Origin of the sequence: Loktanella sp. SALINAS62, from assembly GCF_018263905.1 — a bacterium.
In the GTDB taxonomy this organism is placed as follows: domain Bacteria; phylum Pseudomonadota; class Alphaproteobacteria; order Rhodobacterales; family Rhodobacteraceae; genus Loktanella.
Window position 1 is genome coordinate 40,885 of sequence record NZ_JAAFZU010000008.1, and the last position, 15,983, is coordinate 56,867.

Below are 15,983 nucleotides of genomic sequence, written 5' to 3' on the forward strand. Positions count from 1 at the left end.
CATGACACCGCATCTTTTGACCCTTGCACTGGACTGGCACCGCGCGGGCCGCACCGTCGCTGTCGCCACGGTCATCGAAACATGGGGCAGTGCGCCGCGCGCTGTCGGATCGCTGCTGGTGATCGACGGCGACGGCAATATGGAAGGTTCGGTATCGGGCGGCTGCGTCGAAGGTGCCGTCATCATCGAAGCGCTGGACGCGGTGCAGGACGGTCGACCGCGCCTGCTGGATTACGGCGTCAGCGATGACGAAGCGTTTGCCGTCGGGTTGGCCTGTGGCGGGCGTATCCGGGTGCTGGTGGAACCGGTCGGCCCCGCAATGCCTGTCGCGCTGCTGGAAACCCTGTGCGATGCAATCGCGGCACGCAGGCCCGTGGCCTATGTGATCGATCTGGACGGCGACACACGGCGGACGGCACGGCGCGAGGCATTTCCGGACCGGTTCCGGCTGGACCGGTCCGGTGTCGAAGACGACGACCGCACATTTGTCGCGGTGCACAACCCGCCGTTGCGGATGATCGTGGTGGGCGCCGTGCACATCGCGCAGGCGCTGTTGCCCATGGCGCGCGCCTGCGGCTTTGATCCTGTCCTGATCGATCCGCGCGGCGTTTTCGGCTCTGCCCAGCGGTTTCCGGGCGAGACCATCATCGAGGACTGGCCGGACGAGGCGATGACGGCACTTGGGCCCGATACACGCACCGCCGTCGTGACCCTGACCCATGATCCGAAACTGGACGATCCCGCGATCATGCAGACGCTGCGGTCGGATGCCTTTTATCTGGGCTGTCTGGGGTCCACCCGGACCCACGCCAAACGGGTCACCCGGCTGCAGGACGCGGGGTTCGCCGCATCCGATATCGCGCGGATCAACGCGCCCGTCGGTCTTGATCTGGGTGGGCGGGCACCGGCTGAAATCGCGGTCAGCGTGATGGCGCAGATCATCGCCACCTTGCGAAAACCCGCATGAGGTTCGGGCCGGTCGATGTGGCGGACGCGCTGGGCACGATCCTTGCGCATTCACTGGACGCGCAGGGTGACGCCGGGCGCGACTACCGTGTGCGCAAGGGCACCGTGTTGACCGCCCGGCATCTGGGCGATCTTGGTCGTGCCGGGCATGACGTGATCACAGTAGCGCGCCTTGATCCTGACGATCTGGATGAAAACACTGCAGCGCTGCGGTTGGCCCGTGCGCTGGTGCCTGCGGCTGTGACGGGCCTGCGCCTGACACCGGCCACCACGGGCCGGGTCAATATCATGGCTGATGGGCCCGGTGTTATCGGCATCGATGCGGCCATCGTCAACGCGGTCAACGCGGTCAGTCCCATGATCACCGTGGCAACCCTGCCGCCGCTGACGCGGGTCGATCCCGACACGCTGGTCGCCACGATCAAGATCATCGCATTCGGCGTGCCCGACCGTGACATCGCACGGGCCTGTGATTTGGCGGGGGATATGCCCTTTCGCCTGCATGCACCCCGTATGACCAGTGCCACGCTGATCGAAACCACCACCGATGGCACGACCCCGAACCCCAAAGGCCGCAGGGCGCTGGCCGCGCGTCTGTCACGCCTGGGTCTGACCCTGTCCGAACGCGTCGTGGTGTCGCACAAGGCCCCCGAAATTGCTGCGGCGCTGCATGATGCGCCGGGTGCTGTTGTGTTCATTCTGACAGCGTCAGCCACGTCCGATGTCGCCGATACAGCGCCGACTGCCGTGACGGACGCGGGCGGGTGGCTGATCCACTATGGGATGCCTGTTGATCCCGGCAACCTGCTTTTCATCGGGGCGCTGGGCGACAAGCCCGTGATCGGGTTGCCGGGCTGTGCCCGGTCGCCTGCGTTGAACGGGGCGGACTGGGTGCTGGAACGGGTGATTTGCGGTCTGCCGGTCGGGCCGTCCCAGATCGCGGCCATGGGGGTGGGTGGATTGCTCAAGGAGATTCCATCCCGGCCTTTGCCCCGCAGACGTGCCACCGACACGGCCTGATGCTGCGGCGCGGCGGGAAAGATACCTTCTCAGGTGCGATATAGAATGCTTTACTCTGACCAAGGCGTATTTGGGAGGACGTGATGAAGTTATCTTTGAGAGTGAATGGCCGTGATGTGACCGGTGACGTCGAGGGACGGACGTTGCTGGTTGATTTCCTGCGCAACGACCTGCGCCTGACGGGGACGCACGTGGGATGTGACACATCGCAGTGCGGCGCCTGCACGGTGCATGTGGACGGCAAGCTGGTCAAATCCTGCACAATGTTCGCAGTCGAGGCCGATGGTGCAGAGGTCGCGACCATCGAAGGCGCCGCCGCACCGGACGGCACGTTGTCAGTGATCCAGCAGGCGTTTCAGGACCATCACGGATTGCAGTGCGGATATTGTACGCCGGGGATGGTGATGACAGCGGCAAGCCTGTTGCGCGAGAATCCCAAACCGACCGAGCACGAGGTGCGCCAGTATCTGGAAGGTAATATCTGCCGCTGCACGGGCTACCACAACATCGTCAAGGCGATCATGGCCGCATCCGGCCAAGAGATGCCGGCGATGGCTGCGGAATGATGCGCTGACGTGATGCGCTGACTGGTGCGCCATCAGGGCGGGCCGGAGGGATTTGAGTATTTTTGGCAAGATGATGCGCAGGGGGCCGTTTTTCGTTCCGGTGCGCCGATCAGGGAGAGAGCGATGCCCAAGGACAGTGGAATTGGCGCCAGCACGAAACGGCGCGAGGACATCCGGTTTTTGACCGGAACCGGTAAATATACCGACGACATCAATATTTTTGGTCAGACCTACGTGCATTTCCTACGCGCTGACGTGGCGCATGCGGTGCTGAACGGGGTCGATACCACGCAAGCGGCGGCCATGCCGGGCGTGCTGCGGGTGTTTACCGGGGCCGATTTCGAAGCGGTGGGGTCGATCCCCTGCGGCTGGCAGATCACGGACAAGCACGGCCAGCCGATGCAGGAGCCGCGCCATCCGGTGCTGGCGCATGGCAAGATCCGCCACGTGGGCGAACCGGTGGCCGCTGTCGTGGCCGAAACCCGCGAACAGGCGCGCGACGCTGCCGAGGCGATCGTGCTGGATTACGACGAACTGCCCGCTGTCATGGACATGAAAAAGGCCATCGCGGAAGGTGCGCCAAAGGTTCACGAGGAACTGACGGGCAACCTGTGCTACGACTGGGGTTTTGTCGAAGAAAACAAGGCCGCGACCGATGCCGCGTTTGAGGCGGCGGCGCATGTGACCACACTGGAACTGGTGAACAACCGGCTGGTCGCCAACCCGATGGAACCCCGGGTTGCGGTGGGCGAATACGATCGTGCCGACGACATGCATACACTGCACACCACCAGCCAGAACCCGCATGTGATCCGGCTGCTGATGGGGGCTTTTGTGCTGGGCATTCCCGAACACAAGCTGCGGGTCGTGGCCCCTGACGTGGGCGGCGGATTCGGCACCAAGATATTTCACTATCAGGAAGAGGCGTTCTGCACCTTTGCAGCAAAGGCGCTGAACCGCCCGGTCAAATGGACGTCCACCCGGTCAGAAGCATTCATGTCGGATGCCCACGGACGCGATCACGTCAGCAAGATCCAGCTGGCGTTGGATGCCGACAACAACTTTACCGCGCTGCGCACGGAAACCTATGCCAACATGGGGGCTTATCTGTCGACCTTTGCGCCGTCGGTGCCGACCTGGCTGCATGGCACGTTGATGGCCGGCAATTACAAGACGCCGCTGGTCTATGTGAACGTAAAGGCGGTGTTCACCAACACCGTGCCGGTCGATGCCTACCGTGGTGCGGGCCGACCAGAGGCCACGTATCAGCTGGAACGGGTCGTCGACATGGCGGCACGCGAACTGGGGGTCGACCCGATTGCGTTGCGGCGCCAGAACTATATTACCGAATTCCCCTATGCCACGCCGGTGGCTGTGGAATACGACACCGGCGATTACCACGCGACGATGGACAAGCTGATCGAGATTGCGGACATCGCGGGTTTTGCCGCACGGCGGGCCGACAGCGAAAAGGCCGGGAAGTTGCGCGGCCTTGGCATCAATTCCTATATCGAGGCCTGCGGCATCGCACCAAGTAACCTTGTGGGGCAGTTGGGCGCGCGTGCGGGTCTGTATGACGCCGCAACGGTACGGGTGAATGCCACAGGCAGCATCAGTGTCATGGTCGGTGCACACAGCCATGGCCAGGGACATGAAACCGCGTTCCCGCAGGTGATTTCCGAGATGATCGGCATTCCCGAAGACCAGATCCACATCGTGCACGGCGACACGTCGAAAATTCCGTTCGGGATGGGCACCTATGGGTCGCGGTCGCTGGCGGTGTGCGGATCGGCCATGGTGCGCGCGGCGGAAAAGGTGATCAACAAGGCCAAGAAGATCGCGGCCCACCTGCTGGAAGCATCAGAGGGCGATATCGAACTGAAGGACGGCAGTTTCAGCGTCGCGGGCACTGACAAATCCGTGGCCTGGGGGGATGTGACATTGGCGGCTTATGTGCCGCACAACTATCCGCTGACCGACATCGAACCGGGGCTGGAAGAAACTGCGTTCTACGACCCGGCCAACTTTACCTACCCGGCGGGGGCCTATGCCTGCGAGATCGAGCTGGACCCCGAAACGGGCCATGTGAAGATCGAACGGTTTTCTGCGGCGGATGATTTTGGCAACATCATCAACCCGATGATCGTGTCGGGACAGGTGCACGGCGGGATCGCGCAGGGGATCGGTCAGGCGCTGCTGGAAAACTGCGCCTATGACGCCGACGGCCAGTTGATCAGTGCGTCCTATATGGATTACGCGATGCCCCGGGCTGACGATCTTCCCTTCTATAGCGTGGACCATTCGTGCCAGACGCCCTGCACCCATAACCCGCTTGGCGTGAAGGGCTGCGGCGAGGCCGGTGCCATCGGCAGCCCGCCGTCGGTCGTGAACGCGGTGATCGATGCGATCCAGTCGGGGGGAATGAACGTCGCACATATCGACATGCCGTTGACGCCGTCGCGGGTCTGGGCCGCAATGCACGGCGCGCGCACCAATGCCGGTGCCGCACAGCCAGCGGCCGGATCGTCGGACACGGCGCATGCGCGATCCATCGGCGGCGCCGCCTGATGCAAAATGCGGGACCGGGGCGCTGCCCCGGACCCCGGGATATTTCTGGCAAGAAGAAGCAGGGAGACCTGTGGATCATCGCCCAAGGAGAGACATATGTACGCATTCGAGATTGAACGGCCAACAACGCTGGACGCGGCGAAAGCCGCCATCGCAGCAGGCGGGCAAGCGCTGAGCGGGGGGCAGACGCTGATCCCGACGCTGAAAGCACGGCTGGCCATGCCGGAAACGCTGGTCAGCCTGCATGGCATCGCGGATTTGAAAGGGATCGGCACCGACGGTGCGGGCCGCATCTGCGTGAAGGGCGCGACCGTGCACAAGACTGTCGCGGACGAGACCGCTGAACGCTTTCCTGCATTGAGCTATCTGGCCAGCCGGATCGGTGACCCGGCGGTGCGCAATCGCGGCACCATCGGTGGCAGTCTGGCGAACAACGACCCGTCCGCCTGCTATCCTGCGGTGGCACTTGCGACCGGGGCCACGATCTGTACCGACCGCCGCGACATCGCGGCAGACGATTATTTTCAGGGTATGTTCACCACAGCGCTGGACGAGGGCGAAATCGTCACGGAGGTGAAGTTCCCCGTGCCGCAAGCCGCGGCCTATGAGAAATTTATCCAGCCCGCATCCCGGTTCCCGCTGGTCGCGGTGTTTGTCGCGCGCTTTGCCGATGGCGTCCGCGTGGCCATCACCGGTGCATCGGAATCCGGCGTCTTTCGCTGGACCGCCGCCGAAGAGGCGCTGACCGCCACCTTTAGCCCCGATGCCGTGGCGGGCCTGCAGGTCGACCCTGATGGCATGATCGGTGACCTGCACGGCACCAAAGAATACCGCGCCCATCTGTGCAACATCATGACAAAACGCGCCGTCCAGCACGCAAGCTAGGCGGAAGGTCGCCACCAGCTGCAAATCGCAGGAACGGCAGGGGAACAATAATGGTTGAATGGGTGTCCCGGCGTGTGCCGGGGCACCTTTTTTGATGAGGACCGTTATGACCCGACTGACACTGACTTCGACGACTGCCCTGATGCTGGGGCTGTCACTTTCGCCCGCTCATGCGCAGGATTCGACCTTTCCCTGCGCGCTGCCCGATGGCACGACCATCGAGACCGCACAGGATCTTGCGGATGTGCTGGCGCAGGAAGCCAGTGTCGCTGCGCTGATGAGCAATGACGATCCTGCGATCTGTGGTCCTGCCGCGCTGACCGAAGCGCGGGTATTGATGCCCGACCAACCCGCTGATGCTGCTGCCCCCGCCGATCCGGAAGCGGCGACGAGTGAAGAAACCGATGCAACGGTCGAGGCGGCGGATGAACCCGTCGATGCTGACGATGTAGCGGCCCCGGAATCCGCGCCTGCCGAAACGCCGGATGCAGAGGTTGACGACGAAGTAGAGGAAGCACCTGCCGTGGCTGAAGAGGCTCCCGTTGCCGAAGAGCCGGTTGCGACTGAAGAAGCTCCTGTTGCCGAAGAACCTGCGGCAACCGAAGAACCAGTGGTAACTGAAGAACCTGCTGCGGCTGAAGAACCTGCCCCGGTGACCGATGTGGCGCCAGAAGCGGAGGCAGACCCCCAGCCCGCGGGCGAACCTGCGGCCGCGGCAGAAACAGACACGCCTGACATGGCGACGGACCCTGACGATGCCCCTGCTGTCGACGCCGTGACCGACCCTGCCGTGGATGACGCGGCCAGTGATCCCCAGTCAGAGACGGATGCGCAGCCGCAGGCCACCGATGAGGTGACAGACGAATCCGCGCCGACCACACAGACAGCGCCGGATGAAAGCGAGATCGAGGCAGAGACGAGCGCCGAGACGAGCACGCCGCCGGCTGATGAGGACGCCGACCTTGGTGCGCAGATCGAAGCGGAAACGCAGGCCGAAACCAGCAGCCCGCCAGAGTTGACAGAAGAAGAACGCGCAGCGCGTGATGCGCGTCGTGCGGAACGGGCCGCCGCGCGTCAGCAATCCGAAGCCGCAACCGCCGATGCCAGCGACGCAGAGGTCGTCACCGAGGAGGTCGAGGCCGATGATGTGCGCGCCGCTGACGAAGATTTTGATACCCAGGTGCTGAGCGATACGGCCACATCCGACGATGACGATGACGGTCTGTCGCGTTTCGAGCAGGCGATCCTGCTGGGGCTTGGTGCGGCTGCTGTCGGTGCCGTGCTTAACAACGGTGACCAGGTGGTATCGAATTCCGGTGATCGCGTGATCGTGGAACGCGATGGTGAATTGCGGGTGCTGAAAGACGACAACACCTTGTTGCGTCAGGCCGGAACGCAGGTCGCGACGCAGACCTTTGACGATGGATCGACGCTGACGACTGTCACGCGCGACGACGGAAGCTTTGTCACGACGATCCGGGCAGCAGACGGGACCGTGCTGCGCCGCACACTGACACGTGTGGATGGCACGCAGGTCAACCTGATCAACGATCTGGAGCAGGTCGCACCGATCGAGGTGTCCGAACTGCCAGCGCTGCAACAGCGGACAGACACGCAGTTGAGCAACGCAAGTGACGAGGCGCTGCGCGCCGCCCTGACTGCTGATTTGTTGGCGCAGACGGGCCGGTTCTATTCGCTGGAACAGGTGCGTGATGTGCAACAGGTCCGGGCGCTGGCGCCGCAGATCGAATTGGACACGATTACGTTTGCCAGCGGTTCGGCAGCCATCCAACCCAGCCAGGCCGAGGAGCTGAGCGATTTGGGACGCGCCATCGTGCAGATTGTTCAGGACGATCCGTCCGCGATCTTCCTGATCGAGGGGCACACCGATGCGGTTGGCGATGCCGCCTATAATCTGGGTCTGTCTGACCGCCGTGCAGAAACGGTGGCACTGGCGCTGACGCAGTATTTTGGCGTTCCGCCGGAAAATCTGGTCACGCAGGGTTATGGTGAAGCCTATCTGAAGGTCCAGACACTACAGGATGAACGTGAAAATCGCCGTGCGGCGGTTCGCAACATCACTGACTTGCTGCGCGATAGCTGAACAAGGCGTGGCGCGGGATCGGTCCCGCGCTACCGACCGCTGACGGTCGTTTGGCACACAATAGCAAAAGGGGTCATCGCTGATGCGCTGACCCCTTTTTTCGTTATGATCGGGTCGTAACAGAAGTCTTACTTTTGCAGTGGTCCGATCAACATGACCATCTGACGGCCTTCCATCTTTGGAAAGTTTTCGACCTTGCCATGTTCTTTGGTGTCTTCTGCCACGCGTTCCAGCAGTTGACGGCCCAGTTCCTGGTGGGCCATTTCGCGGCCACGAAAGCGCAGGGTGATCTTCACCTTGTCGCCATTTTCCAAAAACTTGTAGACGTTTTTCATCTTCACGCCGTAGTCGTGATCATCGGTGTTCGGACGGAACTTGATTTCCTTGATCTCGATGATCTTCTGCTTCTTGCGCGCTTCTGCTTCTTTTTTCTGGGTCTCGTACTTGTACTTGCCGAAATCCATGATCTTGCAGACGGGCGGGCTGGCGTTTGGGGAAATCTCGACCAGATCCAGACCGGCCTCTTCAGCCATGGCCAGCGCACGATCGGGCGACACGACGCCCACGTTTTCGCCTTCGGCGCCGATCAGTCTGATGTCACCGCCCCGGATGCGGTCGTTGATGCGGGGGCCGGTATCACGCACGGGAGGTGCGTTATGGGGTCTGCGTCCTATGATCTTTATCCTTCGATCGTTTGCGTTATGGTTGCCTAGATAGGTAATGCGCCGCACGTTTCGCTTCAAGCCGCAATCCGCAGCGGCGTTTTGGGGTTTTCTTTTGCCAGACCTGCCACCAGATAGACAACTGATCACCAAAGGGTGAGCATCGCTTAGAAGGATACCTCTCATGCAAGCACTTGTTATTATCGTTGTCGTGGCTGTTCTTGGCTTTTTCGGCTACCAATATTTTGTCGACGGACAAGACCCCCAGGCTGTCGTGACCGGCACCGTGGAAGAAACCGACACAGCGCAAGATGCCGCTGAAGACGCCGCTGCCGAGGTCGAGGCCACCGCAGAAGATGCGGCTGCCGCAACAGAGCAGGCGGTGGATGATGCTGCCGTTGCGACCGAAAATGCAGCCGACGACGTCGCTGATGCTGCCGCCGCCGCCGCTGAAGAAGCTGATGCACTGGCTGCCGAAGCTGAGGTTGCCGCATCTGACGCCGTCGCTGACGCAGAAGCCGCTGCGACCGACGCCGCCGCCGATGCAGAAGCTGCCGCGACCGACGCCGCCGCTGACGCTGAGGCCGCTGCGACCGACGCCGCCGCTGAAGCTGAAGCCGCCGCATCTGACGCCGCCGCCGAAGCTGAAGCTGCCACTGCCGACGTGGCGGCAGAGATCGATGCCTTGGCAGACGATGCTGCTGCCGCCACCAGCGACGCAGTCGATGCCACACAGGACGCAGCAAGCGACGCGGCCGACGCGGGGGCTGCATTGCTTGACGATGCGGCGACGGAACTGGACGCTGCGGCAGAGTCTGACGTGACAATCGACACGCCGCAGGCAGATGCAGCCGTGGAAACCGACACTGTTGCGGCCGATGACGCGGCAGAGGTGCCGTTGTCCGAACTGCTGACACCCGAAGGGTTTGACGCCGACGCGATCATCGCCCGTATCGAAGAATCCGATCTGCCCGCAATGCGCAAGACGGTTCTGGTCACCGCGACGCAGCGCGTCAGCGAAAACCCGGACATCCTGAATATCGTGATCGAACAGTTGCAGGATGCATTCGGCACCAACTGATCGGACAGGGACACGACGCAGAAAGGGCCGCATCCATCCGGATGCGGCCCTTTTTCATGCGCGGTGACGTGTAAGGGTCAGCCGACAAATGCCTTTTCGATCACGAATTGACCGGGTTCGGAATTGGCGCCTTCGTTCAGGCCAGCGGCTTCCATCAGGGCGGCGATGTCTTTGTTGAACGCAAGACTGCCGCAGACCATTGCGCGGTCGGTGGCCGGGTCCAGCGGCGGCACACCCAGATCCGTGAACAACTCTCCGTTTTCGATCAGTGTGGTGATCCGGCCCATCTTTACGCTGCTTTCGCGTGTTGTGGTGGGGTAGTAGCGGATTTTATCCAGATTTTCCTGCCCCAGCAGTTCGATCATCATGTCGTCCCGCTTCAGCTTGGCGATCAGTTCCGCACCATAGGTCAGTTCGGCCACGTCGCGGCAGGTATGGGTAATGATGATTTCTTCAAACCGCTCGAACGTTTCGGGTTCGCGCAGCAACGACGCAAACGGCGCAAACCCCGTGCCGGTCGCGAACATATACAGACGCTTGCCGGGCAGCAGGGCGTCATGGACCAGCGTGCCGACGGGTTTGGGTCGCAGGATGATCTGGTCGCCGGGCTGGATGTGCTGCAACCGCGATGTCAGTGGGCCGTTTTCGACCTTGATCGAATAAAACTCCAACTCGTCGTCCCATGCAGGGGATGCAATGGAATAGGCGCGCAACAGCGGTTTCTGCTTGCCGGTTTCGGGGTGTGGATCGCCCATCAGCCCGATCATCACGAATTCACCCGACCGAAAACGCAGCGACGCGGGGCGTGTCACGCGAAAGGCGAACAGCCGGTCCGAATAATGCGTGACCGATGTGACGGTCTGTGCATCCGGCAATGTCGGTACGGGGGTCGCGGTGGCGGTATCTGTCACGGGGCGTTGCTCTGTCATAATTGCATCAGCGGCGTCGGGCGCCGCCCTCCGTCTAAGGGAAAAACGTGGCGGGTGAAAGTCAGCCGCGCAGGCGCGACTGATAGGCATGCGCGGTCCAGTCGGCGCGGGCAAGCCATTGGTCCTGCGGTTGACGCGCGGCAAGCGCGTCGTCGATTTCGACTTCGTCGAAACCGTTGCGTCGGGCCATCGCGTATTGGTCGGCCAGCACGTGACCATAGGCGCGCAGGCGTCCAGTGAACCCCGCCCGGCGCAGGATTGCGGCAAGGGTAAAGCCGCGCCCGTCCGAAAAGCTGGGAAAGGCGATGCGCACAGCCTGCGCATTGGTCAGTGCGCGCATGGCGTCTGGGTCGGCGTCGGATGGCACGTCGATCGCTGGACCGTCTTCGCCCAGTGGCACAAAAGTGCCGTCGAAATCATCGGTGCCAAAGCCTGTGTCGGTTACAATCACGCTCATCGGTGTCTCCTGCGGGACATGTGCCCCCGCTTTTTCAAAATACTCAAACGTTGGCGTTGGCCGGGATGCGGACCATCTTGCCATCGACGAAATGGATGCCGCATTCGGTCTTTTCGCGGTTGCGCCAGCGGCCTGCGCGTGGGTCTTCGCCCGGTGCAACCTTGGTGGTGCAGGGTGCGCAGCCGATTGACGGATACCCCTGTGCCACCAGCGGATGCCGGGGCAGGCGGTTTTCGGTCATGTAATCCTGCACGTCGTCGCGGGTCCAATGCGCCAGCGGATTGACCTTGAGCAGGTCGCCATCCGCTTCAAAGAACGGCAGTGCTGTGCGCTGGCCGCCCTGATACTGCTTGCGCCCGGTAATCCAGCCGTCGAATTCAGACAGGGCGCGCAACAGCGGTTCGGTCTTGCGCAGCGCACAGCAGCCATCGGGGTCCGACAGGTGCAAAAGCCCTTCGTTGTCGCGGGCCAGCAGCGCATCACGGTCCGGATGCAGCACGCGCAGCCCGGTCAGACGCAGGCGTTCCGCGACCTCCATCTGGTAGGTCAGGGTTTCCGCGAACAGCATTTCAGTATCCAGAAACAGGATCGGCAGATTGCGATCCAGCACCGACACCATGTGCAAAAGTGCGACCGATTCCGCGCCGAACGAACTGACAAGCGTCAGTCGTCCGGTCTGGTCGTCGGTCAACGCGCGTTCCAGCACGGCCCGCGCTGAATGATGCTTGTAGGCATCGTTCAGCGACGCGACGCGATCGCCTAGATCATCAAGCGGCATCTTTTTCGCCTTCCTTGTCGGGATAGAGCACGGCCTTGAATGGTCCGGCCCCAAGCCTGCGGTAAGCTTGCAGGAACGTTTCCGACGCATCTTCGCGCAGATCCAGATAGCCCAGCACCAGACGTTCCATCGCGGGGATGATGTCATCCGCACTGAAACCGGGGCCGGCACGTTCACCGATGGCAGCATCTTCGGACCCGTCACCGCCCAGCGTGATCTGGTAGTTTTCGACGCCCGCGCGATCCAGACCCAGAATGCCGATATGGCCGACATGGTGGTGCCCGCAAGCGTTGATGCAGCCCGAAATCTTGATCTTGAGCGGCCCGATTTCGTGTTCCAGCTTCAGCTCGTCGAAACGGGTGGCGATCTGCTGGGCAATCGGGATCGACCGTGCGGTCGCCAGTGCGCAGTAATCCATGCCGGGGCAGGCGATGATATCGGACACCAGCCCGATGTTCGCCGTCGCCAGATCCGCATCGCGCAGGGCGGCATAGACCGCCGGCAGGTCGGATTTATGGACATGCGGCAGGATCACGTTCTGTTCGTGGCTGATCCGCAATTCGTCATGGCCATAGCGTTCGGCCAGATCGGCCAGCGCGCGCATCTGGTCGGACGTCGCATCGCCCGGCGTCGCGCCATGCTTTTTGATCGAAACGCTGACGATGGCATAGCCATCGGCCTTGTGCGCGGTCAGGTTGGTATCGGACCACGACCGGAACGCGGGGTTTGCCAAACGTGCGGCTTCGTACCCGTCGGTATCGGCTGTCTTGAACGCCGGCGCGGCAAAGGCCTGTTCGATGTCAGCCAGCAGCGCCTGATCGACGCCGGAAAAATCGTCGCGGATGCGGGCAAAACGTTCGTCCACCAGTGCACGGATCTGATCAATTCCGTTTTCATGCACGGTAATCTTGATCCGGGCCTTATACTTGTTGTCGCGCCGTCCCAGCAGGTTGTAAACGCTGACAATCGCTTCGCAATAGGGCAGCAGATCGTCGACGGGCAGAAAGTCCGTCAGCACCTTGCCGATCATCGGCGTGCGGCCCAGACCGCCGCCGACCAGCACGCGGAACCCGATCTGGCCCAGATCGGTGCGCACGACCTGCAACCCGATGTCATGGGCGCGGATCACGGCGCGGTCCGCTTCGGCGCCGGTCACGGCGATCTTGAACTTGCGCGGCAGGAACTGAAATTCGGGGTGGTCCGTGGACCACTGACGCAGCAGTTCCGCATAGGGACGGGGGTCCGCGACTTCGTCCGCGGCGGCCCCTGCGAAATGGTCAGCCGTCACGTTGCGGATCGTGTTGCCGCTGGTCTGGATGGCGTGCATTTCCACATCGGCCAACGCACCAAGAATATCGGGCACGTCACGCAATTCGGGCCAGTTGTACTGGATGTTCTGGCGCGTGGTGAAATGGCCATAACCCTTGTCCCAGCGGTCCGCGATCATTGCAAGCTGGCGCATCTGGCGGCTGTTCAGTGTGCCATAGGGCACAGCCACGCGCAGCATATAGGCATGCAGTTGCAGATACAGGCCATTCATCAGGCGCAGCGGCTTGAATTCATCCTCTGTCAGCGAGCCGTCGATGCGGCGTTCGACCTGACCGCGGAACTGGGCCACGCGTTCGCGCACGAATGCGGCGTCGAAATCGTTGTATTTATACATGTATCAGGCCCTCGTCTGTTTGCCGTGGGGATAATTGGACGGACCGCGCGTGCGGAACGCTTCGCGGAAATGCACAGGCTTCGGGCCCGCGTCGCCCGGCTTGGCATCGGCCAGATAGGCCCCCGCAATTTCGGATTGCCGCGCGCTGGCTTCGATCAGGCGCAGTTCGGCGTGGGCTTCGTTCGTCAGCAGTTCGGCGTCCGCGATATCCCGCGACCAGCGGTCGTCTTCGGTCAGCCAGACGGCGTCGCCTTCGAGCAGCGCGTTGGCGGTGATGACCTTGGGTGTAAAAGCCTTTGGCATTATGCGAATTCCTCTGCGGGGATAGATTGGCTTGCGTCCAGCGCATCACGCGGTGCAAGGCCAAGAAACGTCAGTGCGGGGCCGGTCAAACGTGCCTTTGTCAGGGTCGGTTCCAGTTGTGCCAATGTCGTGGACAAAATCCGCTGATCGGCGCGACTGACGTTTTCGATAACCGTGACGGGGGTGGCTGGATCTGCCCCGTGCATCAGTAACCGGCCCTGAATGAACCGCGCCGCGCGTTTGCCCATGTAGATCGCGGCGACCTCTCCGGGGCGGGCAAGCGCACGCCAGTCATGGTCGGCGAACCCTTTTGTATCGTGGCCGGTCATGTAACGGATCGACGAATTGCGCCCGCGTTTCGTCAGGCTTTGGCCAATCCCTGCGACAGCGGCGCTGGCCGCGGTAATTCCGGGCACGATGCGCCAGCTGATCCCGGCAGCCTCGCAGGCGTCGATTTCTTCATCCAGACGGCCAAAGACAGTGGGATCACCGGATTTCAGCCGCACGACATGATGACCTTGCTGCGCATGTTCCACGATCAGCGCATCGATGTCGTCCTGCGCCATGGCGCTGCCGAATCCTTCCTTGCCCGCGTCGATCATCAGCGCCTCGCGCCGGGCGAGTTCCAGAATCTCGGGCGTGACCAGCCGGTCGTAGATGACCACATCTGCGGTATCGAGCGCCTTGCGCGCGCGCAGTGTCAGCAGATCGGGATCGCCGGGACCCGCACCGACCAAATCGACATGGCCGACCTTTGCCGGGGCCGCGATGGTCCGGTCCAGCAGATTGCGCAGGGTGGGCAGGATCGCGTCTTCGCCCCCGGTTTCCAGCGCCTTGGGGCCTGCGTCGAAATAATAGGACGACCAGAAATCGCGCCGCTTCCGACCCATCGGCAACACATCGACGGCGGCGCGGAACGATTTGCCGATCCGTGCCAGCAGCCCCAGTGATGCGGGCAGCCGTTCTTCCAGATCGGCCTTGATCTTGCGCGCCAGAACGGGCGCCGCACCTTCGGTCCCGATGGCGATGACGACGGGATCACGATCCACGATGGCAGGGGTGATGAACTGGCTGTCGGCCAGATTGTCGACGATGTTCACCCGTGCGCCGTCCGCATGCGCAAGTGCCGCCACACGGGCGTCCTCTGCGGCGTCTTCGTTGGCGGCATAGAACAGCACGGCGCACATCGCATCGCCGGGTTCCATCGCGCGCGATACCAGCTTCAGTTTGCTATCCAGCGCCAACCGGTGCAGGTCAGGATGCGCGTCTTTGGCAAACACGGTGACATGGGCGCGCGTCTTCAGGATCAGCCGCAGTTTGGCCAGCGCGGCCTCTCCGCCACCGGACAGCACGATACGGCGTCCTGCGACGGCCATGAAGACGGGAAAATGATCCATTGTGCGTCCTTTCGGTTCTGATGCTCGATATAGAACATTTTTCTGGCATTTGGACAGGTGGGCCGGTAGTTAAGAACAAGTGTTCTGACCGGCGGGCTGAAATGGGCATTCATTCTGATAAGGCTGTAAATCCCGAATGACGATCCGCATTGACGACACAGACCGGAAAATCCTTGCAGCGCTTCAGCGTGACGCCTCGCGGTCGCTTGATGAAATCGCCACCGAAATAGGCTCTTCCAAAACGCCGGTCTGGAATCGGATCCGCAAACTGCGCGACGCGGGCGTGATCAAATCGCAGACCGTGGTTCTGGACGCGGACGCGCTGGGGTTCGAGGCGTGTTTCTTCGTTCTGATCCGCACGAGTGAACACGATGCGGCATGGCAGGCCCGGTTTCTGAATGCGCTGACCGCCCGACCAGAGGTGCAAGAGGCGCACCGGCTCGCAGGTGATATCGACTATATTCTCAAGGTCCGGGTCGCCAACGCCCGCGCCTACGATATCTTCTATCAGGCCTTGATATCAGAGGTGAAAGTCCACACCGTCACCGCCTTGTTGTCGATGGAAGAAATCAAATCGACGATTGCCCTGCCGCTCTGACAGGCA

At 62.2% G+C, this 15,983-nt stretch carries 15 protein-coding genes; 8 read left to right on the plus strand and 7 right to left on the minus strand.

Annotated features, from left to right (window positions below; all coding sequences use genetic code 11):
- The first annotated feature begins 1 nt into the window (after window position 1).
- From GZH79_RS04300 to GZH79_RS04325, 6 genes are all read left to right on the plus strand, one after another.
- Window positions 2–967: an XdhC family protein gene (locus GZH79_RS04300; RefSeq protein WP_211642191.1), complete on the plus strand. Its 966-nt coding sequence runs from the start codon at window positions 2–4 to the stop codon at window positions 965–967.
- Window positions 964–1,986 (plus strand): molybdopterin-binding protein, encoded by a 1,023-nt coding sequence (locus GZH79_RS04305; RefSeq protein WP_211642193.1) that lies wholly within the window; start codon window positions 964–966, stop codon window positions 1,984–1,986. Before GZH79_RS04300 ends, GZH79_RS04305 begins: the two co-directional genes overlap by 4 nt.
- Window positions 1,987–2,066: 80 nt before the next feature.
- Window positions 2,067–2,552, plus strand: coding sequence for a (2Fe-2S)-binding protein (locus tag GZH79_RS04310; protein ID WP_349291155.1), 486 nt, complete (start codon window positions 2,067–2,069; stop codon window positions 2,550–2,552).
- Between the two features lie 123 nt (window positions 2,553–2,675).
- Complete coding sequence (locus tag GZH79_RS04315) at window positions 2,676–5,120, plus strand: xanthine dehydrogenase family protein molybdopterin-binding subunit (protein ID WP_211642198.1); 2,445 nt, start codon at window positions 2,676–2,678, stop codon at window positions 5,118–5,120.
- Window positions 5,121–5,216: 96 nt separating this feature from the next.
- On the plus strand, window positions 5,217–6,005 hold the full coding sequence (locus GZH79_RS04320; protein WP_211642200.1) for an FAD binding domain-containing protein: 789 nt from the start codon (window positions 5,217–5,219) through the stop codon (window positions 6,003–6,005).
- 106 nt (window positions 6,006–6,111) lie between these two features.
- On the plus strand, window positions 6,112–8,109 hold the full coding sequence (locus GZH79_RS04325) for an OmpA family protein (RefSeq protein ID WP_211642202.1): 1,998 nt from the start codon (window positions 6,112–6,114) through the stop codon (window positions 8,107–8,109).
- Between the two features lie 128 nt (window positions 8,110–8,237).
- Here the strand turns inward: GZH79_RS04325 and infC are convergent, their stop codons facing one another.
- A complete protein-coding gene (gene infC, locus GZH79_RS04330) occupies window positions 8,238–8,753 on the minus strand; it encodes a translation initiation factor IF-3 (RefSeq protein ID WP_349291156.1) in 516 nt (171 codons plus the stop codon).
- 202 nt (window positions 8,754–8,955) lie between these two features.
- Here infC and GZH79_RS04335 point away from each other — a divergent pair, with 202 nt between their 5' ends.
- On the plus strand, window positions 8,956–9,852 hold the full coding sequence (locus GZH79_RS04335) for a hypothetical protein (RefSeq protein WP_211642204.1): 897 nt from the start codon (window positions 8,956–8,958) through the stop codon (window positions 9,850–9,852).
- A 77-nt stretch (window positions 9,853–9,929) separates the two neighbouring features.
- On the opposite strand, the gene GZH79_RS04340 is transcribed toward GZH79_RS04335, so the two are convergent.
- The 6 genes from GZH79_RS04340 to cysG all read right to left on the minus strand — a co-directional run bounded on the left by GZH79_RS04340 (window position 9,930) and on the right by cysG (window position 15,379).
- Window positions 9,930–10,781 (minus strand): ferredoxin--NADP reductase, encoded by an 852-nt coding sequence (locus tag GZH79_RS04340; RefSeq protein ID WP_211642206.1) that lies wholly within the window; start codon window positions 10,779–10,781, stop codon window positions 9,930–9,932.
- A gap of 61 nt (window positions 10,782–10,842) precedes the next feature.
- Window positions 10,843–11,238 (minus strand): DUF934 domain-containing protein, encoded by a 396-nt coding sequence (locus GZH79_RS04345; protein ID WP_211642209.1) that lies wholly within the window; start codon window positions 11,236–11,238, stop codon window positions 10,843–10,845.
- A 43-nt stretch (window positions 11,239–11,281) separates the two neighbouring features.
- A complete protein-coding gene (locus tag GZH79_RS04350; protein WP_211642211.1) occupies window positions 11,282–12,016 on the minus strand; it encodes a phosphoadenylyl-sulfate reductase in 735 nt (244 codons plus the stop codon).
- Entirely contained in the window at window positions 12,006–13,679 is a 1,674-nt protein-coding gene (locus GZH79_RS04355; protein WP_211642213.1) for a nitrite/sulfite reductase, read from the minus strand. Before GZH79_RS04355 ends, GZH79_RS04350 begins: the two co-directional genes overlap by 11 nt.
- Before the next feature lie 3 nt (window positions 13,680–13,682).
- Complete coding sequence (locus tag GZH79_RS04360; RefSeq protein WP_211642215.1) at window positions 13,683–13,982, minus strand: DUF2849 domain-containing protein; 300 nt, start codon at window positions 13,980–13,982, stop codon at window positions 13,683–13,685.
- Window positions 13,982–15,379 carry a siroheme synthase CysG gene (gene cysG, locus GZH79_RS04365; RefSeq protein WP_211642217.1) on the minus strand — a complete coding sequence of 466 codons (1,398 nt, stop codon included), beginning with the start codon at window positions 15,377–15,379 and terminating at the stop codon, window positions 13,982–13,984. The genes GZH79_RS04360 and cysG overlap by 1 nt, the downstream gene beginning before the upstream one ends.
- A 136-nt stretch (window positions 15,380–15,515) precedes the next feature.
- On the opposite strand from cysG, the gene GZH79_RS04370 reads away from it, so the two are divergent.
- A complete protein-coding gene (locus tag GZH79_RS04370) occupies window positions 15,516–15,977 on the plus strand; it encodes an Lrp/AsnC family transcriptional regulator (protein WP_211642219.1) in 462 nt (153 codons plus the stop codon).
- Window positions 15,978–15,983 lie beyond the last annotated feature (6 nt).